The organism is Streptomyces sp. NPDC056128 (assembly GCF_042263835.1).
In the GTDB taxonomy this organism is placed as follows: domain Bacteria; phylum Actinomycetota; class Actinomycetes; order Streptomycetales; family Streptomycetaceae; genus Streptomyces.
Genome location: NZ_JBHJVQ010000022.1, coordinates 88805 through 115067, shown reverse-complemented (window position 1 = coordinate 115067; position 26263 = coordinate 88805). Strand labels below are relative to the sequence as shown.

At 72.1% G+C, this 26263-nt stretch carries 19 protein-coding genes; 8 read left to right on the top strand and 11 right to left on the bottom strand.

What is annotated here, in order from left to right; translation table 11 throughout:
• A partial coding sequence (locus ACFC1X_RS29865; protein ID WP_376359311.1) for a maltotransferase domain-containing protein occupies window positions 1–869 on the bottom strand: 869 nt, incomplete at its 3' end.
• A 358-nt stretch (window positions 870–1227) separates the two neighbouring features.
• Between ACFC1X_RS29865 and ACFC1X_RS29860 the strand changes: the two genes are divergently transcribed.
• Entirely contained in the window at window positions 1228–3846 is a 2619-nt protein-coding gene (locus tag ACFC1X_RS29860) for a glycosyltransferase family 1 protein (RefSeq protein ID WP_376359308.1), read from the top strand.
• Window positions 3847–3879: 33 nt separating this feature from the next.
• Here ACFC1X_RS29860 and ACFC1X_RS29855 read toward each other — a convergent pair whose 3' ends face one another.
• From ACFC1X_RS29855 to glgX, 8 genes are all read right to left on the bottom strand, one after another.
• On the bottom strand, window positions 3880–4389 hold the full coding sequence (locus ACFC1X_RS29855) for a DUF1990 family protein (RefSeq protein ID WP_376359306.1): 510 nt from the start codon (window positions 4387–4389) through the stop codon (window positions 3880–3882).
• A 71-nt stretch (window positions 4390–4460) separates the two neighbouring features.
• A complete protein-coding gene (locus ACFC1X_RS29850) occupies window positions 4461–6098 on the bottom strand; it encodes a M4 family metallopeptidase (protein WP_376359304.1) in 1638 nt (545 codons plus the stop codon).
• Window positions 6099–6405: 307 nt separating this feature from the next.
• Window positions 6406–8457, bottom strand: coding sequence for a M4 family metallopeptidase (locus ACFC1X_RS29845; protein WP_376359301.1), 2052 nt, complete (start codon window positions 8455–8457; stop codon window positions 6406–6408).
• A 290-nt stretch (window positions 8458–8747) separates the two neighbouring features.
• Window positions 8748–10517, bottom strand: coding sequence for an ABC transporter ATP-binding protein (locus tag ACFC1X_RS29840; RefSeq protein WP_376359298.1), 1770 nt, complete (start codon window positions 10515–10517; stop codon window positions 8748–8750).
• Entirely contained in the window at window positions 10514–12289 is a 1776-nt protein-coding gene (locus tag ACFC1X_RS29835) for an ABC transporter ATP-binding protein (protein WP_376359295.1), read from the bottom strand. The genes ACFC1X_RS29840 and ACFC1X_RS29835 overlap by 4 nt, the downstream gene beginning before the upstream one ends.
• 46 nt (window positions 12290–12335) lie before the next feature.
• Complete coding sequence (locus tag ACFC1X_RS29830; RefSeq protein WP_376359292.1) at window positions 12336–14207, bottom strand: ABC transporter ATP-binding protein; 1872 nt, start codon at window positions 14205–14207, stop codon at window positions 12336–12338.
• Window positions 14204–16060 carry an ABC transporter ATP-binding protein gene (locus ACFC1X_RS29825; protein ID WP_376359289.1) on the bottom strand — a complete coding sequence of 619 codons (1857 nt, stop codon included), beginning with the start codon at window positions 16058–16060 and terminating at the stop codon, window positions 14204–14206. Before ACFC1X_RS29825 ends, ACFC1X_RS29830 begins: the two co-directional genes overlap by 4 nt.
• A gap of 101 nt (window positions 16061–16161) precedes the next feature.
• Entirely contained in the window at window positions 16162–18429 is a 2268-nt protein-coding gene (gene glgX, locus ACFC1X_RS29820) for a glycogen debranching protein GlgX (RefSeq protein ID WP_376359286.1), read from the bottom strand.
• Window positions 18430–18584: 155 nt separating this feature from the next.
• Between glgX and ACFC1X_RS29815 the strand changes: the two genes are divergently transcribed.
• The 6 genes from ACFC1X_RS29815 to ACFC1X_RS29790 all read left to right on the top strand — a co-directional run bounded on the left by ACFC1X_RS29815 (window position 18585) and on the right by ACFC1X_RS29790 (window position 23837).
• Complete coding sequence (locus ACFC1X_RS29815) at window positions 18585–19811, top strand: Ig-like domain-containing protein (protein ID WP_376359283.1); 1227 nt, start codon at window positions 18585–18587, stop codon at window positions 19809–19811.
• Window positions 19812–19952: 141 nt separating this feature from the next.
• Entirely contained in the window at window positions 19953–21161 is a 1209-nt protein-coding gene (locus ACFC1X_RS29810; RefSeq protein WP_376359280.1) for an Ig-like domain-containing protein, read from the top strand.
• A gap of 123 nt (window positions 21162–21284) precedes the next feature.
• Window positions 21285–22052 carry an enoyl-CoA hydratase/isomerase family protein gene (locus ACFC1X_RS29805; RefSeq protein WP_376359277.1) on the top strand — a complete coding sequence of 256 codons (768 nt, stop codon included), beginning with the start codon at window positions 21285–21287 and terminating at the stop codon, window positions 22050–22052.
• A gap of 262 nt (window positions 22053–22314) precedes the next feature.
• On the top strand, window positions 22315–22818 hold the full coding sequence (locus tag ACFC1X_RS29800; protein ID WP_376359274.1) for an ATP-binding protein: 504 nt from the start codon (window positions 22315–22317) through the stop codon (window positions 22816–22818).
• Between the two features lie 98 nt (window positions 22819–22916).
• On the top strand, window positions 22917–23531 hold the full coding sequence (locus tag ACFC1X_RS29795; protein WP_376359271.1) for an ADP-ribosyltransferase: 615 nt from the start codon (window positions 22917–22919) through the stop codon (window positions 23529–23531).
• A 93-nt stretch (window positions 23532–23624) separates the two neighbouring features.
• The gene (locus ACFC1X_RS29790) at window positions 23625–23837 is read left to right on the top strand and encodes an EF-hand domain-containing protein (protein ID WP_376359268.1); all 213 of its coding nucleotides are present in this window, start codon (window positions 23625–23627) and stop codon (window positions 23835–23837) included.
• Between the two features lie 56 nt (window positions 23838–23893).
• On the opposite strand, the gene ACFC1X_RS29785 is transcribed toward ACFC1X_RS29790, so the two are convergent.
• On the bottom strand, window positions 23894–24451 hold the full coding sequence (locus ACFC1X_RS29785) for a glycoside hydrolase family 25 protein (RefSeq protein ID WP_376359266.1): 558 nt from the start codon (window positions 24449–24451) through the stop codon (window positions 23894–23896).
• Window positions 24452–24628: 177 nt separating this feature from the next.
• On the opposite strand from ACFC1X_RS29785, the gene ACFC1X_RS29780 reads away from it, so the two are divergent.
• Complete coding sequence (locus tag ACFC1X_RS29780) at window positions 24629–25363, top strand: D-Ala-D-Ala carboxypeptidase family metallohydrolase (protein WP_376359263.1); 735 nt, start codon at window positions 24629–24631, stop codon at window positions 25361–25363.
• Window positions 25364–25410: 47 nt separating this feature from the next.
• On the opposite strand, the gene ACFC1X_RS29775 is transcribed toward ACFC1X_RS29780, so the two are convergent.
• Window positions 25411–26202, bottom strand: a complete 792-nt coding sequence (locus ACFC1X_RS29775) for a DUF6333 family protein (RefSeq protein ID WP_376359261.1) — start codon at window positions 26200–26202, stop codon at window positions 25411–25413.
• Window positions 26203–26263: the final 61 nt, after the last annotated feature.

The following is a 26263-nucleotide window of genomic DNA, read 5'->3' as shown; positions in this document are numbered from 1 at the left end:
GAGCCGATGGCCCAGGGGACGCCGACGTCGTCGGGGGTGGCGGAGAGGGTGTTGTTGCGGCCTTTGCGGTGGGTGGTGCCGATGGGGTGGACGGGGGGGAGGTAGACGACGTCGAAGCCCATGGCGGCGATGGCGGGCAGCCGGCGGGCGGCGGTGCGGAAGGTGCCGTGGGGCTGTTCGGGGGTGCCCTCGGAGCGGGGGAAGAACTCGTACCAGGCGCCGTACAGGGCGCGTTCGCGTTCGACCAGCAGGGGCAGCGGGTCGGAGGAGGTGACCAGTTCCCGCAGCGGGTGCCGGGCCAGCACCGCGTCCACCTCCGGCGTCAACGCCGCCGCCAGGCGTGCGGCGGCCGGCCGGGTCTCGTCCCGCAGCGCGTCGACGGCGGCCAGCAGCACCCGCCGGTCCTCGGTCCCGGGCACGTCGGCGGCGGCGCGCTCGTACAGCTGGACGCCCTCGTCGAGGACCAGGTCGGTGTCCATCCCGGCCGGGATCTTGATGCGCGCATGGTGCCGCCAGGTGGAGACCGGATCGCCCCACGCCTCCACGGTGTACGACCACGTTCCGGGCTCGCCCGCGATGACGGTCGCCCCCCAGCGGTCGGTGCCCGGCGCCAGCTCCCGCATCGGTGTCCAGGGCCCCGGCCGGCCCCGCGGATCTCTGAGGACGACGTTGGCGGCGACCGCGTCGTGGCCCTCGCGGAACACGGTGGCGGAGACCTCGAAGGACTCGCCGGTGACGGCCTTGGCGGGACGGCGCCCCTGCCGGACGACCGGGCGGACGTCCAGGACGGGGATGCGTCCGACGGAGGTGGTCCGGTCGGCGCCGGTGCTGTCCGGCTCGGCCGGTGACGAGTGGTGCGTGGCGGGCATGACCGCTCCTGTCCGCGTCAACGTGGGTGGGCGGATGACTCTGGGGAGATGGGTCCTGCGGATGCGTGCGGGGCGTACCGCAGGAGCCTTCCCACACTCTTCTGGTGGGCAATCCGGCACTTCGTCAACTACTCGTGCGTATGTCGACATACACGACGGGAAGACACACACGACGGGTCTGTCCCAACGCCTTCCCGGATGCCGTTGCCGCAATCAGCGCCTTCGCGACATGTGCAGCCTTTCGCGTGGGGGCGAAGTGCCACAAGAAGGCCGACGGGGGTAGATCCAGCCATATCGCCACGCCGTTGGCGGGCGAAGCCCCCGGCAAGGGACACATCGCCCCGGTAACGTCGTGAGGGTGAAGGCGATCCGTCGACTGACCGTCCGTCCCGTTCTCCCCGACCCCCTCCGGCCGCTCAGTGACCTGGCCCGCAATCTGCGCTGGTCCTGGCACCCGGAGACCCGTGACCTCTTCCAGTCCGTCGACCCCGCGTGCTGGGCCTCGGCCGGCCGCGACCCGGTGAGACTGCTCGGCACCGTGCCGCCCGCGCGCCTCGCGGAGCTGGCCGAGGACCGGCGCTTCCTGCGCCGGCTGACCGCGGTGGCCGACGACCTCGACCACTACATGACCGGCGACCGCTGGTACCAGGCCCAGTCCGGCCGACTGCCCGCCGCCGTCGCCTACTTCTCGCCCGAGTTCGGCATCACCGCCGCCCTGCCCCAGTACTCCGGGGGGCTCGGCATCCTGGCCGGCGACCATCTCAAGGCGGCCAGCGACCTGGGCGTGCCGCTCATCGGCGTCGGCCTGCTCTACCGGCACGGCTACTTCCGGCAGTCCCTCTCCCGGGACGGCTGGCAGCAGGAGCACTACCCCGTCCTCGACCCCCACGAGCTGCCCCTCGCCCTCCTCAAGGAGCCCGACGGCACCCCCGCCCACGTCGCCCTCGCCCTGCCCGGCGGCCGGGAGCTGCGCGCCCGCGTCTGGCTCGCCCAGGTCGGCCGGGTGCCCCTGCTGCTCCTCGACTCGGACGTCGAGGAGAACGACCTCGGCGAACGCGGCGTCACCGACCGGCTCTACGGCGGCGGCAGCGAGCACCGGCTCCTCCAGGAGATGCTGCTCGGCATAGGAGGTGTCCGGGCGGTGCGCACGTACTGCCGGCTCACCGGCCACGCCGGGCCGGAGGTCTTCCACACCAACGAGGGCCACGCCGGCTTCCTCGGTCTTGAACGCATCGCCGAACTCTGCGACGAGGGACTTGAGTTCGGCTCCGCGCTGGAGGCGGTGCGGGCCGGGACCGTGTTCACCACCCACACCCCCGTGCCGGCCGGCATCGACCGCTTCGACCGCGAGCTGGTCGCCCGCCACTTCGGCCCCGACTCCGAACTGCCGCGCATCGACGTCGAACGCATCCTGCGGCTCGGCATGGAGACCTACCCCGGCGGCGAACCCAACCTGTTCAACATGGCCGTGATGGGCCTCAGGCTGGCCCAGCGGGCCAACGGCGTCTCCCTGCTGCACGGCGGGGTCAGCCGCTCCATGTTCGCCGGACTCTGGCCCGGCTTCGACGCCGACGAGGTGCCGATCACCTCCGTCACCAACGGCGTGCACGCCCCGACCTGGGTGGCGCCCGAGGTGTTCCGGCTCGGCGCCCGGCAGATCGGCGCGCAGCGGGCCGAGGACGCGATGACCGTCGGCGGCTCGGACCGCTGGGACTCGGTCGCCGACATCCCCGACCAGGACATCTGGGAGCTGCGCCGCACCCTGCGCGAGCAGTTGGTCGAGGAGGTGCGGGAGCGGCTGCGCGCCTCCTGGCGGCAGCGCGGCGCCGGGACGGCCGAGCTGGGCTGGATCGACGACGTCCTCGACCCGGACGTGCTCACCATCGGCTTCGCGCGGCGCGTCCCGTCGTACAAGCGGCTGACGCTGATGCTGCGCGACCGCGACCGGCTGATGGACCTGCTCCTCCACCCCGAGCGGCCGATCCAGATCGTCGTCGCCGGCAAGGCGCACCCGGCCGACGACGGCGGCAAGCGGCTGATCCAGGAGCTGGTGCGGTTCGCGGACGACCCACGCGTGCGGCACCGCATCGTGTTCCTGCCCGACTACGGCATGGCGATGGCGCAGAAGCTCTACCCGGGCTGCGACATCTGGCTGAACAACCCCCTGCGGCCCCTGGAGGCGTGCGGCACCTCCGGCATGAAGGCGGCGCTCAACGGCTGCCTCAACCTGTCGGTCCTCGACGGCTGGTGGGACGAGTGGTTCCAGCCCGACTTCGGCTGGGCGATCCCCACCGCCGACGGCGCGGGTACCGACCCGGACCGGCGCGACGCCATAGAGGCCGCCGCCCTCTACGACCTGCTGGAGCAGCGGGTCACCCCCCGCTTCTACGAGCGGGCCGCGAGCGGGCTGCCCGACCGGTGGATCGAGATGGTCCGCAAGACCCTCAGCCTGCTCGGGCCGAAGGTGCTGGCCGGCCGCATGGTCCGCGAGTACGTCGAGCGGCTCTACGCCCCGGCCGCCGAGGCCCACCGCGCGATGGACCCGGACTCCGCCCGCGGCCTCGCCGAGTGGAAGACCCGGGTACGGGCCGCCTGGCCCGGCGTGAGCGTCGACCACGTGGAGACGAGCGCCGCCACCGCGCTGGCGGAGCTGGGCTCGACGCTCGGGCTGCGGGTGCGGGTGAAGCTGGGCGATCTCGCGCCGGAGGACGTGGAGGTGCAGGCGGTCTCCGGGCGGGTGGACTCCGAGGACCGGATCACCGACGCGTCGAAGGTGCCGCTGAAGCCGGTCGGCGGGCCCGACCTGGAGGGCCGCTGGGTGTACGAGGGCCCGCTGGCCCTGGACCGCACCGGCCCGTTCGGCTACACGGTCCGCGTGCTGCCCGCGCACCGCCTGCTGGCGTCCGGCGCGGAGACGGGGCTCGTGGCGGTGCCGTCCGACGACCTGGCCCAGGCGGCGGGGCTGCTGATGAGGTGAGCGCCGGCGGCCGGGCGGCGGTGGCCGGGGCGTTCAGTCCTCGTCGTCGCCGCCGCTCAGCCGTCGCAGCACGCTGCCGCACCGGCGGGCGTAGGCATGCTGGAAGGCCCGGGCGGCCGGGCCGCCGGCCTTGGCGTACCACTTGGCGGGCCGGCTGAAGGCGTTCACGGTCAGCCACACCGTGCCGTCGCCGGTGCGGTCCACCACGAAGGACTCCTCGCCGGACTCCGGGTGACCGGGCAGCGTGCCGTAGGCCCAGCCGGCCCGGCGGGGCTCGTCCAGCGTCCACACCACCCGGCAGGGCGCCTTGATCATCCCGGCGAGGGTGACGGTGACGTCGACGCCCGGCGCGGCCCGTTCCGCGCTCGCGTCGATACCGACGCCCATCTCCCGGTGCATCTCCCAGGTGAGGACGGCCTCCACGGCCCGCTGGAACACCGGTTCGCCCTCACCGAGGCGGGTGCGTACGTGCATATGGCGGAAGCCGGGCGGGCAGTGGCCCTGCTCGCGGGTGGCGCCGACGTCGTCGTACGTGAAGGACATGGGTCCCAAGAGTAGGACGGCACCCGGGAACCGCTGGTCCCGGGTGCCGTCCGCCGCGTGTTGGGACGGGGTCAGCTCACGTTGATCGCGGTCCAGGCCGCGCCCACCGTCTTGTACTCGGTGCTGTCGGCGCCGTACAGGTCGGACGCCGCGCTCAGGGTCGCCGTGCGGGCCGCCTTGTAGTTCGTCGTCGACGTCATGTACGTCGTCAGCGCCTTGTACCAGATCTGCAGCGCCTTCTCGCGGCCGATGCCGGTGACGGTGGAGCCGTCGGAGGTCGGGGAGTCGTACTGCACCCCGTCGACCGTGCGCGCCCCGCTGCCCTCGGCCAGCAGGAAGAAGAAGTGGTTGGCCGGGCCCGAGGAGTAGTGCACGTCGACGCCGCCGAGGCCGGAGGACCAGTAGTCCTTGGACGCGCCGTCCTTGCTCGGCTTGTCCATGTAGCGCAGCGGGGTGCCGTCACCGTTGATGTCGATCTTCTCGCCGATGAGGTAGTCGCCCTTGTCGGTGGAGTTCTTCGCGAAGTACTCCACCCCGGTGCCGAAGATATCGCTGGTCGCCTCGTTGAGGCCGCCGGACTCCCCGCTGTAGTTGAGGCCCGCGGTGTTGGAGGTGACGCCGTGGCTCATCTCGTGCCCGGCGACGTCCAGCGAGGTGAGCGGGTTGGTGTTGCCCGTGCCGTCGCCGTAGGTCATGCAGAAGCAGGCGTCGGACCAGAAGGCGTTGACGTAGTTGTTGCCGTAGTGGACGCGGGAGTAGGCCGCCTTGCCGTCGTTCTTGATGCCGCTGCGGCCGAAGCTGTCCTTGTAGAAGTCCCACGTGGTCTGCGCGCCGTAGGCGGCGTCGACGGCGGCGGTCTGGTCGGAGCCGGACCCGGAGGCGCTGCCGGTGCCCCACGCGTCGTCCGCGTCGGTGAACAGGGTGCCGGTGCCGGAGGTGCCGCGGTTGAGGTTGTACGTCTTGTGACCACCGCGTCCGGTGTCGTACAGCTGGTACGACGAGCCCGACTTGGTGGTGCCGAGGGTCACCTCGCCCGAGTACAGGCTCTTGCCGGAGCCGGTCTCGATGCCCTGGTACTCGTACAGTTTCGCGCCGGTGGCGGCGTCGGTGATCACGTGCAGCTCGTTCGGGGTGCCGTCGTCCTGGAGGCCGCCGACCACGGTCTCGTAGGCGAGGACCGGCTTGCCGTCGGCCGCCCAGATCACCTTGCGGGGCGCGGAGTCGGCCGCCGTCTTCGACGAACCGGCGTTCTTGGCGGCGGACAGTGCCTGCCGCTCGGCCTTGGCCGCGTCGACCTTCGGTGTCACGGTGGCGACCTTGATGGCGGCCTTCGTCGCTCTGGTCACGCCCTCGGCCGCGCCGGACTCCGAGCGGTGCACCACGAGGTCGCCGCCGAGGACGGGCAGTCCGTCGTAGGTGCGCTCGTAGCGGGTGTGCACGGTGCCGTCGCGGTCCTTGACCACGTCCTTGACGACCAGCTTCTCCTTGGCGCCGAGGCCTATCTCGCGCGCGGTGCCGGCCGCGCCGGCCTGCTGCTCCTGGATGAGCGCGGTGCGGGCGGTGTCCGACAGCAGGAGGGGGGCGCCCGGGAGGGCCGGGTTCGCGGTGGCGCTGCCCGTGCCCAGTGCGGTGCTGAGCAGTGCGCCGGCGGCGACCGCGGTGGCGAGGGCGAGGGTGGTGCGCTTGTGGCGCGCGAAGTGGGGGGACACACAGACTCCTTCGGTGGGGGATCCGGTCGGCGTGGGGTGTCCGGCCGGAGTTGACTGCGAAGTTGTGCGGCGGGTCACCGAAGACTGACACCCGGGGCGCGTACATGTCAGGAGGGTCGAATGATGTTGGCCGAAAGTTGACGTCCGGGTGAATGTTGCGGGTGTGTGAACCCGCGTGACCTCGGCAAAGCGGCAACCCTCGGTGCGTATGGGCTTGGCAAAAAAGAGGGCGGACACGGGGAGGGCGCCGCCCCGGGGATTCGAACCACCGGGACGGCGCCCTGACCGTGGGGCCCCGCGTGCGGGCCTACGGGAAGGTGAGCTTGAAGGAGTTGATGTACCCGGTGTCCCGGGAGGCCACGTCCTGGACGCGCAGCTTCCAGGTGCCGTTGGCGGTCTCCGAGGAGGCGTTCACCGTGTACGTCTGATTCACGTTGTCCGCCGAGTCCGATCCACTGGAGTTCTTCAGGCGGTACGCGGTCCCGTCCGGGGCCAGCAGGTCGACCACCAGGTCACCGCGCCAGGTGTGCACGATGTCCACCGCGGCCTGCAGGTTGGCCGGCGCGTTGCCCGCCCGGCCCGTCACGTTGACCGACGAGGTGACCGCCGCGCCGTTGTCCGGGATCGCCACGTCGGCGGCGTTCTCGAAGGAGGTGCCGCCACCGCCGCCGCCGGAGCGGGAGCCGACGTTGATGCCCGCCCACGCGTCCTGCACCCGCTTGTACTCGGTGCTGTCGGTGCCGTACAGCTCACCGGTGGCCGCGAGGGTGCCGGTGCGGGCCGCCGCGTAGTTGGTGGTCGAGGTGAACTTCGTGGTCAGCGCGCGGAACCAGATCTTCGCCGCCTTGTCGCGGCCGATGCCGGTGACCGGGAGGCCGTCCGAGGTGGGCGAGTCGTAGGTGACCCCGTTGATGGTCTTGGTGCCGCTGCCCTCGCTCAGCAGGTAGAAGAAGTGGTTGGCCGGGCCTGACGAGTAGTGGACGTCGATGTTGCCGATGCCCGAGTACCACGAGTCCTTGGACGCGCCGTCCTTGCTGGGCTTGTCCATGTAGCGCAGCGGGGTGCCGTCGCCGTTGATGTCGATCTCCTCGCCGATGAGGTAGTCACCGACGTCGTTGGAGTTGTTGGCGTGGAACTCGACGGCCGCGCCGAAGATGTCGGAGGTGGCCTCGTTGAGCCCGCCGGACTCGCCGCTGTAGATCAGGCCCGCGGTGTTGGAGGTGACGCCGTGCGTCATCTCGTGCGCGGCCACGTCGATCGACGTCAGCGGGTTGGCGTTGCCGGAGCCGTCGCCGTACGTCATGCAGAAGCAGCCGTCCGACCAGAAGGCGTTGACGTAGTTGTTGCCGTAGTGGACGCGGGAGTAGGCGCCCACCCCGTCGCCGCGGATACCGGACCGGCCCTGGACGTTCTTGTAGTAGTCCCAGGTCAGCGCGGCCCCGTAGTGGGCGTCGGCGCCGGCGGTCTCGGCGTTGGAGGGCTGGCCGTTGCCCCACACGTCGTCGGGGCCGGTGAAGAGCGACCCGGTGCCGGACGTGCCGCGGTTGAGGTTGTACGTCTTGTGGTTGCCGCGCGTGGTGTCGGTCAGCGTGTACGACGACCCGGACTGCGCGGTGCCCAGCGTCACCGTGCCGCTGTACATGGTGTTGCCGGTGCCGTTGTGGATCGCCTGGTACTCGAAGAGCTTGGCGCCGGTGGCCGCGTCGGTGACCACGTGCAGCTCGTTCGGGGTGCCGTCCTCCTGGAGGCCGCCCACGACCGTCTCGTACGCCAGGACCGGGGTGCCCTTCGCCGCCCAGATCACCTTGCGCGGGGCCCGGTCGGCCTCCGCCCCCTCGGTACCGGCTGCCTTCGCGGCGGACACGGCCTGCCGCTCCGCCTTGCCGGCGGCTATCTTCGGCGTCACCGTGGCCGGCTTGATCGCCTTGGGCGTGGCCTTCACGACCCGCTCGGTCTTCCCGGCGTCACTGGTGACGACCAGGTCGCCGCCGAGGACGGGCAGTCCGTCGTAGGTCCGCTCGTAGCGGGTGTGCAGCGTGCCGTCGCGGTCCTTGAGGACGTCGCGCACGACCAGCTTCTCCTTGGCGCCCAGCCCCAGTTCGCCGGCCGTCTCGGCCTTGGTGGCGTTGGCGTCGCGGATCAGCTCGGCGCGCTGGGCCGGGGTGAGCGTGACCGACTCGGCGCCCGGTGCGGGGGCCGGCTCGGGAGCGGCGGTGGCGGCGCCCGACTGGACCGCCGTGGCGATCAGCGCGGCGACGCCGGCCAGTGCGACGGCCGCGGCACGCCGGTGCGTGACGCGGCGGGAGGGCGTGTGGGACGTGGTGTGGGAGGTGCGTCTGTGGGGAGAACTGCTGCTCAACACCGACTCCTTCTGCGTGGCCGCGGGGTGCGCGGCCGGGGAGACCGGTCGGCGGGTGGCCGGCCGGGCGGAACTGTGCGATACGCAGAGATCACGTGCCAGGAGCTGGCCGCTGCACAGCGCTCGTGGGGAAGCTGTGGGGGCGCTGTGAAGGGACCGACGGAAGAGTGGCAGGAGTACGCCCTCTTTGTCAGGGGCGCGTCAGTAAGTTGGCTGGAAATCGTTCGTTGACCGGGAGTTCACGTTCGATAAACGGAACCGTCGCCAGGGCGCCGCTACTGACTGCCCGCTCAGTCAGTAGCCACCCGCTCGGACGGCTCCCCGTGCCAGGAACCCCACAGCGCCGCGTAGGCCCCGCCGGCCGTCACCAGTTCGTCGTGCGTGCCCAGTTCGGTCAGCAGGCCGCCCTCCATCACGGCCACCCGGTCCGCGTCGTGCGCGGTGTGCAGCCGGTGCGCGATGGCGATGACCGTACGGCCCTTCAGCACCGCGGCGAGCGCCTGCTCGGTGTGCCGGGCCGTCGTCGGGTCCAGCAGGGCGGTCGCCTCGTCCAGGATCAGCGTGTGCGGGTCGGCGAGCACCACCCGGGCCAGGGCGAGCTGCTGGGCCTGCGAGCCGTCCGTCCGGTGCCCCTTCGCGCCCAGCTCGGTGTCCAGGCCCCCGGGCAGCTCCCGCACCCAGGGCTCGGCGCCCACCGCGGTGAGCGCCGCCCACACCTCACCGTCCCCGGCCTCCGGTTCGGCGATCAGGAGATTGTCCCGGACCGTGCCCAGGAACACGTGGTGCTCCTGGGTGACCAGCACGACCTGGCGGCGCAGCCGCTCCGGACCGAGGGCGACCACGGGCACCCCGCCCACCGTCACCGAGCCGGCGGTCGGCGCGTCGACGCCCGCGAGGAGCCGGCTCAGCGTGGTCTTGCCGGCGCCCGACGGACCGACGACCGCCAGCCGCTCGCCCGGCCGCACGGTCAGGTCCACGCCGCGCAGCACCTCGCCGCCCCGCTCGTAGGCGTACCGCGCCCCGCGGACGTCGATACGGTCGTCCGCCGGGACCGCCGACTCGTCCGCCGCCGTCCGCGGGGCGTGGGCCAGCCCCTCCACCCGGGCGAAGGAGGCCGCGCCCGCCTGGAGCTGCTCGGTCCGCATCAGCACCTCGTCGAGCGGCCCGGCCAGCTGCTGGAGGTACACGGCACACGCCACCACCGCCCCGAGGCTCACCGACCCGCGCGCGTGCAGGAACCCGCCGCACAGCAGCACGCCCGCCACCGGGAGGACGTAGGAGACGTCCACCGCCGGGTAGAGGACGCTGCGCAGGAACAGCGTCCGCATCCGGGTGCGGCGCGAGACCTCCAGCGCCTCCCGGTTGGTCGACACGCGCCGGGCGGCCAGGTGGAACGCCTCGACCGTGCGGGCCCCCGCCACCGTGGCGGCGAGGCTCTCCGCCACCTCCGACGTGGCCGCGCCCTCGGCCAGGTACCCGGCCCGCGCCCGGCGCAGATACCAGCGCATCGCGACCCAGGCCGGCGTCAGCCCCAGCACCCCGACCGCGCCGAGCAGCGGGTCGAGCACGAACACCGCGCCCATGAGGAACAGCGCCTGCACCGAGTTGACGAGCAGGTCGGGTCCGGCGTCGCGCAGCGTGGTGCCGACGGTGGTCACGTCGGCGGTGCCGCGGGTCGTCAGGTCGCCGGTGCCGGCCCGCTCCACCACCGACGCGGGCAGGGCGAGCGCCCGGTCCACGTACCGCTCCCGGACCCGGGCGAGCGTCCGTTCCCCGAAGCGGTGGCCCACGTAGCGGGCCCAGCGGGCCAGCAGCAGCTGCGCCAGCGAGCAGACCAGGATGGCGAGGGCCATCCGGTCCACGGCGCCGACCCCGCCGCCGGCGCGCACCTCGTCCACGATCCGGCCCAGCAGCCACGGGCCGGCCAGCCCGGCCGCGGCGGCCAGGGCGTTGAGGCCGAGGACGGTGGCGAGGGCGCGGCGGTCCTCGCCGAGCAGCCGGGCCGCGGCGCGTCGGACGTCGGCGCGGTCGGCGACGGGGAGTTGTCCCGCGGACGTCATCGGACCACCTCTTCGTCCCGCGCGACCAGCGCGCGATATCCCGGTTCTGTGTGGAGGAGTTCGCGGTGGGCGCCGGTGGCGGCGGCCTTGCCGTCGACCAGGTACACCACCGTGTCGGCGCGGTCCAGCACGAGGGGCGAGGTGGACGCGACCACGGTCGTGCGGCCGTCGCGGGCGTCCCGGAGGCGGGCCGCGACCGTTGCCTCCGTGTGGGCGTCCAGGGCGGAGGTCGGTTCTACGGCGAGGAGCACCTCCGGTGCGGTGAGGAGGGCTCGGGTGAGGCGGATGCGTTGGCGTTGTCCGCCGGACAGGGTGTTGCCCTGGGCGGCGACGGGGGTGTCCAGTCCGTCGGGGAGGGACTGGAGTATGTCGTCGGCGGCGGCTGCGTGTAGGGCTTTGAGGTGCGCCGAATCGTCTGCGTGGTTCTGTTTTGGGGCGGCTGCGGGTGCGTTGTGGCTGGTCGCGCAGTTCCCCGCGCCCCTGAGGGGCGGCGTGTCCTGGTCGCCTACTACGTCGCGCAGGGGGCCTGCGAAGAGGTCGGCTTCTGCCTCGGCGACCAGGATGCGGGCGCGGATCTGGGGGAGGGGGATGTCGGACAGCGGGACGTCGCCCCAGGTCGCGTCGGACGGGGTGTAGCGGCCCAGGCGGTCGATGATCTCGGCGGCGTCGGTGGGGCGGGAGCCGGTCAGGGCGGTCAGCCGGCCCGGGAGGACGCGTACGCCGGAGGCCGGGTCGTACAGGGCCGAGGGCTCGGCGGGGGCGTCCCGGGTGCCGGTGTCCGGCTCGGGCTCCAGGCGCAGGAAGGCGACCACCCGGCGGGCGGCCACCACACCCCGGCTGAGCTGGTGGCCCATCTCGATGAGGAACGCCACCGGCCAGCCCAGCGCGACCACATAGCCGTACACCGACACCAGTTCACCCACGCTGATCTGGCCCTGCGCGGCCAGCCGCGCGCCGAGCCAGGTGACCAGCGCCAGGAACAGCACCGGCAGCCCCACCCCGAGGGCCTGGATCCAGCTGGTCACCGCCCCGACCCGGTAGCCGCGCTCGCGCAGCCGCTCCGAGTCCCGGCGGAACGCGTCCGCGACCAGGCCCTTGCCGCCCAGCCCGTTCAGGACCCGCAGCCCGCCCGCGAGGTCGCCGATCCGCGCGGTCAGCACGGCCTGCCCTTCCCGGTACTCGGTCTCCCGGCCCTGGAGGCGCCCCATGAGCGGGCCCAGCAGCACCCCGAGCACCGGCACCCCGATGAGCACCACCAGGGCGAGTCGTGTCGACACCGACAGCATCAGTCCGCCGACCGCCGCGTACGCGACGACCGCCCCGATGCCCGGCCCCACGGCCGTCAGCGAGGTGCTGATGGTCTGCACGTCGCCCACGCCGATGGTGACGACCTCGCCGGTCCCCACCTGTCCGCGCAGCGCGGCGCCGAGCCGCGTGGCGTGTCCCACGACCACCTTGACCGTGCGGAAGTTGGCGTCCATCCGCACCAGCGTCATGGTGCGGTGCCGCATCATCCCCAGACAGGCGTTGATCGCCCCCACGCCGACCAGCGCGCCCGTCCAGCCCGCCAGCGCGCCCATGTCACCGGGCTCCAGGCCGTGGTCGACGGCCCGCGCCATCAGGTACGGCGTCGCCGCCAGCAGCACCATCCAGGTACTGGCGAGCACCGCACCCGCCAGACAGCGCGGCCACTGCCGCGCGACCAGCCAGGCCAGGTACCGCCAGCCGCCCCGGCGGTCCGGTGTGCCGGGATCCTCGTACGCGTCGATCACCGATGACTCCCCCCTCAGGACCTGTCCGACCTGGGCCCGCCCGCCCTCACGCGAGACTGTCCCGCCATGCCCGGTGCAGATCCGCGAACCGGCCCGTGCCGGCGATCAGTTCGTCCGGGGGGCCGTCCTCCACGATCCGGCCGTGCTCCATGACCAGCACCCGGTCCGCGATCTCCACGGTCGACAGCCGGTGCGCGATCACCACCGCCGTACGGCCCTTCAGCACCGTCGTCATCGCCCGCTGCACCGCCCGCTCGCCGGGCACGTCCAGCGAGCTGGTCGCCTCGTCCAGGATCAGCACCGCCGGATCCGCGAGCAACGCCCGTGCGAACGCCACCAGTTGCCGCTGACCGGCGGAGATGCGGCCCCCGCGCTTGCGGACGTCGGTGTCGTAGCCGTCCGGCAGGGCGGCGATGAAGTCGTGGGCGCCGATCGCCTTCGCGGCCCGCTCGATCTCCTCCCGCGTCGCCTCCGGCCGGCCGATCGCGATGTTGTCGGCGACCGTGCCGGAGAACAGGAACGCCTCCTGCGTCACCATCACCACTCCGCGCCGCAGCTCGGGCACCGCCAGGTCGCGCAGGTCGACGCCGTCGAGCAGGACCCGCCCGCCGGAGGGGTCGTAGAACCGGGCGAGCAGCTTGGCCAGCGTCGACTTGCCCGCGCCGGTCGACCCCACGACGGCGACCGTCTGCCCGGCCGGGAGGGTCAGGGCGAAGCGGGGCAGCACCTCGCCGCCGGTGCGGTAGCCGAAGCTCACCGCGTCGAAGACGACCTCGCGGCCGGGGTGTTCGGAGACCGCCCGGGGCAGCTCCTTCGGCGCGGCCGGTTCGGGCACCGACGGTGTCTGGGCCAGCAGCCCGGCGATCTTCTCCAGGGAGGCCGCCGCCGACTGGTACGAGTTCAGGAACATGCCGAGCCGGTCGATCGGGTCGTACAGCCGCCGCAGGTACAGCACCGACGCCGCCAGCACACCGAGCGCCAGGGTGCCGTCCGCGACCCGGTAGGCGCCCCACAGCACGATGCCCGCGACGGCCGTGTTGGCGACCAGCCGGGACCCGACGACGTAGCGGGCCATCTCCAGGAGGGCGTCGCCGTTGGTCCGCTCGTGGCGCCGGTTCAGGACCGCGAAGTCGGCGTCGTTGGCGGCCTCCCGACGGAAGGCGCGCACCGGGCGGATGCCGTTCATCGTCTCCACGAACTTCACGATCACCGCCGCGATCGCCGTGGACCGGTGCCGGTACACCCGGGCCGCGCGCCGCTGGTACAGCCGCACCAGCGCGTACAGCGGCACGAACGAGGCCACCGCGACCGCGCCGAGACCGAGGTCCAGCCAGAGCAGCAGGGCCGCGATGTAGACGAAGGAGAGGATGACCGTCACCAGCTCCTGGAGGCCCTCGTCGAGCAGTTCGCGCAGGGCCTCCACGTCCGTGGTGGAGCGGGAGATGAGCCGGCCCGAGGTGTAGCGCTCGTGGAAGTCGACGCTCAGCGCCTGCGCGTGCCGGAAGATCCGCCCGCGCAGGTCGAGGAGGACGTCCTGGCTGACCCGGGCGGCCGCCGCGATGAACGCGTACTGGAGGCCGCCCGCCGCCAGCGAGCACAGCAGGAAGGCGGCGCCCACCGCGACCAGCGGTCCGTGGTCGTCGTCCCGCAGGGCCGGCACCGCGTGGTCGATGGCGTACGCCACCAGCAGCGGGCCCGCCTGCACCGCCGCCTGCTGGAGCAGCAGGAGGACGGTGGTCAGGGTGACGCGGGCCTTCAGGGGCGCCAGCAGGGAGCGCAGCAGGCTGCCGGTCGCGCCGGGCGGGCTGGGCAGGACGTCCTGGTCGAACAGGTCGCCGTCCGCGCGCGCCCCGGACCCGGCCGGGTCCCCGCCGTCCGGCTGCTCCCGGTCCGGCGCGGTGGCCGTGGGAGCGGTCATCGGGCGTCCTCCTTCTGGAGTCCCCCGGGCGCGTCGGGCACCTCGTGCCCGTCGAGCCCGGACATCAGGTGGGCGTACTCGGCGTTGCCGCGCAGCAGTTCGTGGTGGGTGCCGACGGCCGCGATACGGCCCCCGGAGAGCAGGGCGACGCGGTCGGCGAGCATGACCGTGGAGGGGCGGTGGGCCACGATCAGGGCGGTGGTGTCCGCGAGGACGTCGCGCAGGGCGGCCTCCACGGCGGCCTCGGTGTGCACGTCGAGGGCGGACAGCGGGTCGTCCAGGACGAGGAACCTCGGTCTGCCGACCACGGCCCGGGCGAGCGCGAGGCGCTGGCGCTGCCCGCCGGAGAGGCTGAGGCCCTGCTCGCCGACCTGGGTGCCGGTGCCCCGGGGGAGCGCGTGCGCGAAGTCGGCCTGCGCGACCGACAGCGCCCGGCCCAGCTCCTCGTCGCCGGCGCCGTCGCCCGCGCCCATCAGCACGTTCTCGCCGACGGTGGCCGAGAAGAGGGTGGGCTCCTCGAAGGCCACGGCGACCATCGAGCGCAGTTCCTCGCGGGACAGGGCGGTGATGTCCTCGCCGTCCAGCGTGATCCGTCCGGAGGTCACCTCGTGCAGGCGCGGGACGAGCGCGGTCAGCGTCGTCTTGCCGCTGCCGGTGGCGCCGACCAGGGCCATGGACTCACCGGGGCGGATGTGCAGGTCGACGTCGGTCAGGAGGGGCGGGGAGCCGGGGGCCGCGTCGGGGTAGCGGAACCGGACGTTCTCGAACCGGAGGCCGTCGACCCGCTCAGCCGCGGGCAGTCGCCGCGCCGCTGTGGCGGCACCGGTGGGGGTGGCGGCACCCCGCGTTTCGACATCGGCGTCCATCACCTCGAAGTACCGGTCCGTGGCCGTCGCCGCCTCCTGGCTCATCGCCAGCAGGAAGCCGATGGACTCCACCGGCCACCGCAGGGCCAGCGCGGTGGACAGGAACGCCACCAGCGTCCCCGCCGACAGCGACCCGTCCGCCACCTGCACCGACCCGACCACCAGCGCCGCCCCGATCGCCACCTCCGGCAGGACGACGATGACCGCCCAGATGGACGCCAGCAGCCGCGCCTTGCGCAGTTCCGTCCCGCGCAGCGTGTGGGACAGCTCGTGGAAGGCCCGCGCCTGGCTGCGGTGCCGGCCGAACCCCTTGATGATCCGGATGCCGAGCACGCTCTCCTCGACCACGGTCGTCAGATCCCCGACCTGGTCCTGCGCCTTCCGCGCCACGTCGGAGTACTTCTTCTCGAAGACCACGCAGGTGACGATCACGGGAATGGCGGGCCCGAGGACGACCAGGCCGAGCGTCCAGTCCTGGACCAGCATGATGCCCACGCCGACCAGGATCGTCACCCCGTTGACCAGCAGGAACGTCAACGGGAAGGCGAGGAACATGCGCAGCAGCATCAGGTCGGTCGTCCCGCGCGACAGCAACTGCCCCGACGCCCACCGGTCGTGGAAGGCCACCGGCAGCCGTTGCAGACGCCCGTACAGGTCCGCGCGCATCGCCGCCTCCACGCCGGCCAGCGGACGGGCCACCATCCACCGCCGCAACCCGAACAGCAGCGCCTCCGCCAGCCCGAGCAGCAGCAGGTACAGCGCCCCGAGCCACACACCGCCCGGATCGCGGTCGGCGACCGGCCCGTCCACCATCCACTTCAGGACGAGGGGGATCACCAGCCCCACACAGGAGGCGACGATCGCGACACACGCCGCGGTCGCCAACCGCACGCGCACGGGGCGTACATACGGCCACAAACGCGACAGCGAACGCACGGTCGAACGGTTGCCGGAGGAGTCCGGGGCGGGAACGGGTGTAGTGGGCATCAGCAGCGAGCCTACGGTTCACCACTGACACTGCCCACCGAGTTTTCGCGCGCACCGGGGTCGTACGGGGGCATCCTCCGCCGGTCCGTCCGCCCTCCGCGCTACCCCGCCCGCAGCAGCAGGACCGTCCGCCCCTCCACCCTGACCGGCGCTCCCGCCGGATACGCGGTGCCCGGTGCCCCGGTCTGGTCCTCGCGGCCGGTGTCGACGAGCAGTTCGTACCGCTCCGCCCACGGCGGCCCGGGCAGGACGAAGTCGGCCGGCGCCTCACCCGCGTGGAGCACGGCCAGGAAGCTGTCGTCGGAGATCGCCTCGCCCCGCTCGTCGCGGCCCGGGATGTCCCGCCCGGACAGGTACATGCCGAGCGTGGCGGCCGGGGCGTACCAGTCCCGTTCCGTCATCTCCGTGCCCCGGGCGGTGAACCAGGCCAGGTCGCGCAGGCCGTCCGCGGAGTGCGCGCGGCCGGAGAAGAAGGCCCGGCGGCGCAGCACGGGGTGCTTGTGGCGCAGGGCGATCAGGCGGGAGGCCAGCTCGAACAGGGGGCGCCACTCCGGGTCGTCCAGCAGGCTCCAGTCCACCCAGCTGATCTCGTTGTCCTGGCAGTAGGCGTTGTTGCCGCCGCGCTGGGTGCGGCCCATCTCGTCGCCCGCGACCAGCATCGGCACCCCGGTCGACAGCAGCAGCGTGGTCAGCAGGTTGCGCAGCTGGCGCCGCCGCAGCGCCCGTACGTCCGCGTCCTCCGTCTCTCCCTCCGTACCGCAGTTCCAGGACCGGTTGTCGTCCGTGCCGTCCCGGTTGCCCTCGCCGTTCGCCTCGTTGTGCTTGCGCTCGTAGCTCACCAGGTCCCGCAGCGTGAAGCCGTCGTGCGCGGTGACGAAGTTGACCGACGCGTACGGCCTGCGCCCGCCCCACGCGTACAGGTCGCTGGAGCCCGACAGGCGGTAGCCCATCTCCCGCACGTCCGGCAGCGCGTGCCGCCAGAAATCCCGCACCGCGTTGCGGTAGCGGTCGTTCCACTCCGTCCACAGCGGCGGGAACGCGCCCACCTGGTAACCGCCCGAGCCGACGTCCCACGGCTCGGCGATCAGCTTCACCCGGCGCAGCACCGGGTCCTGCGCGATCACCGCGAGGAACGGGGAGAGCATGTCGACGTCGTGCATCGAGCGGGCCAGCGCCGCCGCCAGGTCGAAACGGAAGCCGTCCACGCCCATCTCCGTCACCCAGTACCGCAGCGAGTCGGTGATCAGGCGCAGCACGTGCGGCTGGACGACGTGCAGCGTGTTGCCGCAGCCCGTGTAGTCGGCGTACCGGCGGGCGTCGGCCTGGAGGCGGTAGTAGCCGCGGTTGTCGATGCCCTTCAGGGAGAGCGTCGGGCCCAGCTCGCCGGCCTCCGCCGTGTGGTTGTAGACTACGTCGAGGATCACCTCGATGCCCGCCGCGTGCAGCGCCCGCACCATCCGCCTGAACTCGCCGACCTGCTCACCGGTGGTGCCGGAGGCGGCGTAGGCGGCGTGCGGGGCGAAGTAGCCGATCGAGTTGTAGCCCCAGTAGTTCCTCAGCCCGCGGTCGAGCAGATGGCTCTCGTGCGCGAACTGGTGCACCGGCAGCAGCTCCACCGCCGTCACGCCCAGCCGTGTCAGATGCTCGATCGCCGCCGGGTGCGCGAGGCCCGCGTACGTGCCGCGCAGCTCCTCGGGGATGCCCGGGTGCAGCTTGGTGAAGCCGCGCACGTGCAGCTCGTAGATGACCGAGTCCGCCCACGGCGTCTTCGGCCGCCGGTCGTACGTCCATTCGTCGTCGGGACCGCCGTCGTCGACCACCACACCCTTCGGGACGTACGGCGCCGAGTCCCGCTCGTCGCGCACGGTGTCCGCCACCCGCTGCTCCGGCCAGTCCCGCACATGCCCGTACACCTGCGGCGGCAGCCCGAAGTCGCCGTCCACGGCGCGCGCGTACGGGTCGAGCAGCAGCTTCGCCGGATTCCAGCGGGCACCCGTCCACGGGTCCCAGCGGCCGTGCACCCGAAAGCCGTACCGCTGCCCCGGCAGGACGCCCGGCACGAAGCCGTGCCAGATCTCGTGCGTCAGCTCGGTCAGCCGCACCCGGCGCTCCCCGCTCCCGGGCCCCGGCCCGTCGAACAGGCACAGCTCCACCGCCTCCGCCCCGCCCGCCCACAGCGCGAAGTTCGTCCCCGCCACCTGGTCCGGGCCGGTACGGAAGCGTGCGCCCAGCGGCACCGGGGTGCCCGGCCAGGCCGGCACGGTGGGCGGCGGCGCGGCGCGCCGGGCGCCGTTGACCACGACGGAGGGACGCGCGTCGTCGGCGGCCCTGTTCCCGGCCACCGCCTCCTGCTCGGCTGCGCTGGACACCTGTCAGCCTCCCACGGCTCATGGAACGACGTCCGGCAAGAGGGCGTGCGGCGTCCCGGCCGCTGCTCCCCGTCGCGTCGTCCTCCCCACAGTTCTGCCCACCGGTTGGCTCGCACTCACGTTTCCCCAGGGCGGGCCGGTCGTTACGGGTGGATGTGAGGCACGTACATGGGCGCGCACGGCGCGCGGGGGCCGCTCTGGCCGCCGTACTGACATGGGCAGGACTGCTGGCCGGGGCCGCCGGATGCACCTCGGACGGCGGCGGCATCGGCGGGGTGTTCGGCAAGCCACCCGCCGCCGAGGACGTCATCCGCGTCACCCCGGACGACGGGAGCAAGGCCGTCCGGCCGGAGAAGAAGCTGTCGGTGCGGGTGTCCGACGGACGGCTGGAGTCGGTGAAGGTCGTCAGATCGCAGGACGCGCAGGAGACACCGGTGCCCGGCCGGATCTCCGAGGACGGACTCAGCTGGCGCCCCCACGACGACCGGCTCGCCCTTGCCGCGAAGTACACGGTCGACGCCGTCGCCCTGGACGGCGGAGGGCACCGCTCGGCCCGGCACACCACCTTCACCACCTACGTCCCCGAAGAGCGCTTCATCGCGTACGTCGCGCCCGAGAACCGCTCGGTCGTCGGCACCGGAATGATCGTCTCGCTGGAGTTCAACCGGGAGATCACCGACCGCGCCGCCGTCGAACGGGCCATCTCGGTGACCGCGAAGCCCGCCGTCGAGGTCCGGCCCCACTGGTTCGGCAAGGAACGCCTCGACTTCCGCCCCGAGGAGTACTGGAAGCCCGGCACCGAGGTCACCGTCGACCTCGACCTCCGCGACGTCGAGGGCGCGCCCGGCGCCTACGGACTCCAGCACAAGAAGGTCTCCTTCACCGTCGGCCGCAGCCAGGTCTCCCGGGTCGACGCGGCCGGCCGGACCATGGAGGTGCGGCGCGACGGCTCGCTGCTGGCCACCGTGCCGATCACCGCGGGGGCGCCCGCCACCCCCACCTACAACGGCAGGATGGTGATCACCGAGATGCTCGACGTCACCCGCATGAACAGCCGCACGGTCGGCTTCGGCGGCGAGTACGACATCCCGGACGTCCCGCACGCCATCCGCCTGACCAGCTCCGGCACCTTCCTGCACGGCAACTACTGGGCGCCCGAGGACACGTTCGGCCGGGCCAACGTCAGCCACGGCTGCATCGGGCTGCGCGACGACAAGGGCGGCGGCTCCGACACCCCGGGGGGCTGGTTCTTCGACCGCAGCCTCATCGGCGACGTCGTCGAGGTGGTCAACAGCAAGGACAAGACGGTCGCCCCGGACAACGGGCTCGGCGGCTGGAACATGGGCTGGAAGAAGTGGACGGCCGGCAGCGCCGTGAAGTGACCCCGGCGCCCCGGCGCCAACTCGGTACGGAACAGTGACATTTCACCAGTCCCCTGTCCCCCTGGCCTGCGGTTACGATGCGCCGGTGCGCGCGGGCGCACCGGGGTGCGGGCCGGACCAGGCCCGGCGAGGGGAGACAAGTTGAACGTGCGTCCGATATCGGGGGCGGTGCTCGCCGTGCTGATGCTGGCGGTCACCGCGTGCGGCGGGGGCGGATCGGGCTCGGGGGGCGGTGCCGGGAACGGCAAGAACGCCAAGGACAGGGACTCCACCGCGGCACAGAGCAAGCAGTCCGAGGCCGTCGTCACCATCGCGCCGAAGAACGGGGCCAAGGCCGTCGACACCAGCGGCGCGCTCAAGGTCGCCGCCGCCGAGGGCAAGCTCACCGAGGTCGTGGTCAAGGACGCCGAGGGCGCGAAGGTCGACGGGAAGATATCCGGGGACGGCGCCACCTGGACGCCGTCCACCCACCTGGCCGCCGCCACCACGTACACCGTGCACGCGGTCGCCAAGGACGCCGAGGGGCGTTCGGCGGCCGAGGACTCCCGCTTCACCACGCTGACGCCCGAGAACACCTTCGTCGGCACCTTCACGCCGGAGGACGGTTCGAAGGTCGGCGTCGGCATGCCGTTCTCGATCCGCTTCACCCGGGGCATCACCAACCCCGAGGACGTCGAGAAGGCCATCCGCATCAAGACCGAACCGGCCGTGGAGGTCGCGGGCCACTGGTTCGGCAACGACCGCCTCGACTTCCGGCCCGAGAAGTACTGGAAGCCCGGCACCAAGGTCACCGTCGACCTGAACCTCGACGGCGTCGAGGGCCGCGAGGACGTCTACGGCAAGCAGGCCAAGACCGTCTCCTTCACCGTCGGCCGCAGCCAGGTCTCCGTCGTCGACGCCAAGAAGCACACGATGAAGGTCGTCCGGGACGGCAAGACCGTCAAGACCATCCCGGTCACCACCGGCTCGCCCGGCTACGAGACCTGGAACGGCCAGATGGTCATCACCGAGCGGCTCGCGGTGACCCGGATGAACGGCGAGACGGTCGGCTACGGCGGCGAGTACGACATCAAGGACGTCCCGCACGCCATGCGCCTGTCCACCTCCGGCACCTTCATCCACGGCAACTACTGGGGCGGCGACGCCTTCGGCAACCGCAACTCCAGCCACGGCTGCATCGGGCTGCGCGACGTGCGCGGCGGCTGGGACGAGAAGGCGCCGGCCGCGTGGTTCTTCGAGAACTCGCTGATCGGCGACGTGGTCGTGGTGAAGAACTCCGAGGACGCGACCATCGCCCCGGACAACGGCCTCAACGGCTGGAACATGTCCTGGGAGAAGTGGAAGGCATAACAAACGAGCCGTCCCCGCGCCCGAAGGGGCGCGGGGAACTGCGCGAGCAACCCACCACCGGCCGTCGGCCGACGACGCACCCGCAAGTGCCACGGCGAGTGAACGCCCGCTAACCTGCGGAGCATGACCGTGAATCTGGAAGTCGCCGAAGGCGTCGGCACGCTGCGTCTCGACCGCCCGCCCATGAACGCCCTGGACGTCGCCACACAGGACCGGCTCAAGGAGCTCGCCGAGGAGGCCACCCGCCGCGACGACGTACGCGCCGTGGTGATCTACGGCGGCGAGAAGGTGTTCGCGGCGGGCGCGGACATCAAGGAGATGCAGGCGATGGACCACGCGGCGATGATCGTGCGCGCCCGTGCCCTGCAGGACTCCTTCACCGCGGTGGCCCGCATCCCCAAGCCGGTGGTCGCGGCGGTGACCGGCTACGCGCTGGGCGGCGGCTGCGAACTCGCGCTCTGCGCCGACTTCCGCATCGCCGGGGAGAACGCCAAGCTGGGCCAGCCCGAGATCCTGCTCGGCCTGATCCCGGGCGCCGGCGGCACCCAGCGGCTCTCCCGGCTGGTCGGCCCCTCCCGGGCCAAGGACCTCATCTTCACCGGCCGGCAGGTGAAGGCCGAGGAGGCGCTGACGCTCGGCCTGGTCGACCGCGTGGTCCCGGCCGATGAGGTCTACGCGCAGGCGCACGCCTGGGCCGCGCGGCTGGCCAAGGGGCCGGCCATCGCGCTGCGCGCGGCGAAGGAGGCCGTCGACACGGGCCTGGAGACGGACATCGAGACCGGCCTCGCCGTCGAACGCAACTGGTTCGCGGGTCTGTTCGCCACCGAGGACCGCGAACTCGGGATGCGCAGCTTCGTGGAGGAGGGCCCCGGGAAGGCGAAGTTCGGCTGACGGGCTTGCAATTGACGCGATGTCTGGTCCGGGTCCCTCGATGGGGCGGTTTATGGCAGCCTTAACGCACCATTAAGCGTGTCGTGTCGAGGGAGGCCGCCGCTTGTCTCCGGCCGAGTCGTCCGCCCAGGTCAATGGGGCCTTTCCCGGTATCGAGCTGCCTCTGGCATATGCCGATCGCCCCCCGTCGAGCCGCGCCCGCGCGGGGGCGTATTCCCCGGGAACGGCCCCGGAGCCCTCCGGGGGCGGCCATGATGGGGGCATGGCGGGGCTGGAGGGTACGGAACAGCCGCGGGGAGCCGGACGTGCGACCGCGGCGCGCTGGTCGCCGGCGGTGGAGGACGAACGCGCGCACCAGGCGCTGGAGCTGTTCGGCAACCCCACGGAGCGCGAGGTTCCGTTACCGTCCCGCCCCGAGTCCGCCGCCACCGCCCGCCGGCTGGCCCAGGTGGTGGCGCTGCGCCAGTGGCAGCTCGGCCCCAAGGTCACCGAGGACACCGTCCTGCTCGTCTCCGAGCTGGTCGGCAACGCCGTCCGCCACACCGGCGCCCGGGTGTTCGGCCTCCACATGCGCCGCCGCCCCGGCTGGATCCGCGTCGAGGTCCGCGACCCCTCCCGGGGGCTGCCGTGTCTGATGCCGGTGCAGGAGACGGACATCAGCGGGCGGGGCCTCTTCCTCGTGGACAAGCTGTCCGACCGATGGGGCGTCGACCTGCTGCCGCGCGGCAAGACGACGTGGTTCGAGATGCGGGTCGTGGACCGGTGAGTGACCGTCCGGAGCCGGGAGCAACACCGTTCACCGGACACGCCGCCTACGGGTGAGAATCCGGAACGTGCCGCTCCGCCAACGGGATCGTGGTCCGCATGATCACCACTCGCCTGCGGCGCAGGGCCGCCGCCGCCGCCGTCCTGTCGCTCGCCGCCGTCTTCGCCACGTCGGCCGCCACCGTCCCCGGCTCGGCCGCCACCGCGACGGCGCCCGCCAAGGCCGCACCGGCCTGCCCCCAGTTCGACGACAAGACCAAGGCCGCCGCCGACCGGGGCGTCGACGTCGACCGCATCACCCCCGAGCCGGTCTGGCGCACCACCTGCGGCACCCTCTACCGCAGCGACAGCCGGGGCCCGCAGGTCGTCTTCGAGGAGGGCTTCCACGCCAAGGACGTGTACAACGGCCAGTACGACGTCGAGAAGTACGTCCTGGTCAACCAGCCCTCGCCGTACGTCTCGACGAGCTACGACCACGACCTGTACAAGACCTGGTACAAGTCCGGCTACAACTACTACATCGACGCCCCCGGCGGCATCGACGTCAACAAGACCATCGGCGACAAGCACAAGTGGGCCGACCAGGTCGAGGTGGCCTTCCCCGGCGGCATCCAGCGGAAGTACATCATCGGGGTCTGCCCGGTCGACCGGCAGACCAGGACCGAGATCATGAGCGACTGCGAGAGCAACCCGCACTACCGGCCCTGGCACTGACGCCGGAGTGCGGCCAGCTAGTCTGACTCGCGTCAGATTCGTCCACGGGACGAGCAGAGCAGACCAGCTGAGCAGGGAATGAGGGGCGGACCGGTGGCGGACATCGAGGAAGCACGCAGGCAGTTCGACCGGATCGACACGGACGGTGACGGGTTCATCACCGCGGCCGAGTTCAAGAAGGCGCTGGCCCAGGGCGGCGACTGGAACGTCACCGAGTCGGTGGCCGAGGCGATCATCGCCAACCGCGACCTCGACGGCGACCGGCTGATGTCGTTCGAGGAGTTCTGGGCCCCCCTGAACAAGTAACGCCCACACGCTCAGGGGCGCCACCCGGCGGGACCGGGGGGCGCCCCCGACGCATCTCAGGCGCGCTGCGCCCACTCCTTGAGCGCCGTCTTGCTCGCGAAGTCCCCGACGTTGGTGTCGACCGGGTCGTCCGTGTACTGGTGGAAGCGCCAGTCCGCCTGGATGCGCGGCTTGCCCGCCGTCACGTAGTCGGCGATCCAGAGGCCGTCACCGGCGTACGACGTCGTGTCGACGTTGAGCCAGAAATTCCGATTGCAGTAGAGAATGACCCGGTTGTCCGGCCGAAGCGCCCGCACCTTCCGGATGAAGCTGTCCTTCTCCGCGTTGCTCGCGTGGGTGCCCTCGCCCGTCGTCTCCCAGTCGACGGCGAGGATGTCGCCCTTGCGGTCGGGGGCCTTGGAGACGAAGTACGAGGCCTGGGCGTCGAGGTTGCCCGGCCACAGGAAGTGGTAGAAGCCGACGACGAGCCCGGCGTCGCGGCCCCGCTTCGTCTGCGCCGCGAGCTTCGGGTTGACGTACGTACGGCCCTCCGTCGCCTTGACGAAGACGAAGGAGAGGCCGTCCGTGCCGTAACTGGACGACTGGTACGCGCTGACGTCGATGCCGCGCAGCATGGGGCCTCCCTGAGGGGCTGTGGGGGAACGGGAGTTGCTTATTCCCCACCATGGCACGGGTGATCCCCGCCGGAAGCGTAAACGTCGACTTCCCTTCTCCCGGGCGCTGTTGACGCGCGTAGCCCCGTACCGCACGCTGGTCCGGTCCATGTTCGGCTCGACGGTCGGGAGGCCGGGATGTTCAGACGCGCGTCACGCCTGCTTCTCTCATTTGTCATGCTCATGGCTGGAGCGGCGGTGGGTGTGGGGGCCACCGCCACCGCCGCGCACGCCGACTCCTGCTACACCTGGAACCGCACCCTCTCCCAGGGATCCTCCGGCGGCGACGTGACCCAGCTCCAGATCAGGGTCGCCGGCTGGGTCACCTCCGGCGAACGCCTCTCCTACGACGGCCAGTACGGCGCCCGCACCGCCGCCGCCGTCAAGAAGTTCCAGGCCGCGTACGGACTGGGCGCGGACGGCGTCGCCGGGCCGGCCACCTTCAACAAGATCTACGCCCTCCAGGACGCGGACTGCACCCCCGTCCACTTCAGCTACGCGGAACTCAACAAGTGCAACTCCGACTGGTCCGGCGGCGCGGTCTCCGCCGCCACCGCCAAGTCGAACGCGCTGAGGACCATGTGGAAGCTGGAGGCGATGCGGCACGCCCTCGGGGACGTGCCGATCACCATCTCCAGCGGCTTCCGCTCCCGCGCCTGCAACAACGCCGTCGGCGGCTCGTCCACCAGCCGGCACCTCTACGGCGACGCGGCCGACCTCACCGGATCACCCAGCTTCTGCCGCCTGGCGCAGCAGTCCAGGACCCACGGCTTCTCGGAGATCCTCGGCCCGGGCTACCCCGGCCACAACGACCACACCCACGTGGCCTTCGACCCCTCGCCGTACTGGTCGGCGCCGAACTGCGGCATCTGACACACCGGGCGGACGCGCCTCAGCACTCGATGGCCCCAGCGCAGGACTCACTGGTTGCGGTACCCGAGGAGCCGGAGCATCGTGCGGCGCGCGCCTATGGGAAGCCAGATTCTGCGGAGGCAGTCCTTGCCGTGCTTGCTGCGCATGACCACGAAGGTCGAGTGGACGCGCTCTTCGTCCGGGTAGACGCCCAGAGCACCCCCGGTGAGCATGTGGAGGAAGCCGTCGAAGTCGCGGAGCCCGCCGCCGTCGTCGTCCTTGTGCTCGGGGGCGAACTCGTCACCGTACTCGGCATCGAGTTCGTCGAGATCGACCCCGGCGGCGGCCAGAACGGCACGCGGTTCACCGGTGGTCTGCAGCGACCAGCGGCCCTCGATCTTCACGTCAGGGGTGTTGGGCGCTGCGGCGAGGAGCTTCGTGTAGTGGAAACGAAAGTTGAGCGAGCACACGGCGACGATCAGAGCCTCCGGATACCTCTCCTTCTGCGCCCGGAACTCGTCCTCCAGCGCGCCCGACTCCATCCCGCCCTCGACGAGCGCCGGATCGGTGATCTTCACCGTGGAGCCCCACACGGCCACGCTCACCTCGTCCAGATCCTTCCTGCGGACCGGACTCTTCGGAAGCGCGAGCCGGGACGGGGCGCGCTCACGTCGCACCGCCGAAACCGTCGAGAGGCCCAGTACCGTCGCCCGCGCCGCCTCCGGGTCGTGGTCGGGGGTCTCCGAGGGCCGCTGGTCAGGCAGGACCGGTGCGGCGAACGGCGGGTGCACGACGATCAGATGCGCGAACCCCTTGTGATCCGGGGCCTCGGGCACGGGGCGGGAGGCAGGCAGCCGCATGTGGCGAGTATGCAGGAGCCCGCCACCAGCGGCCAGGAGGTTGACGCTGTCCGGGGGGGCG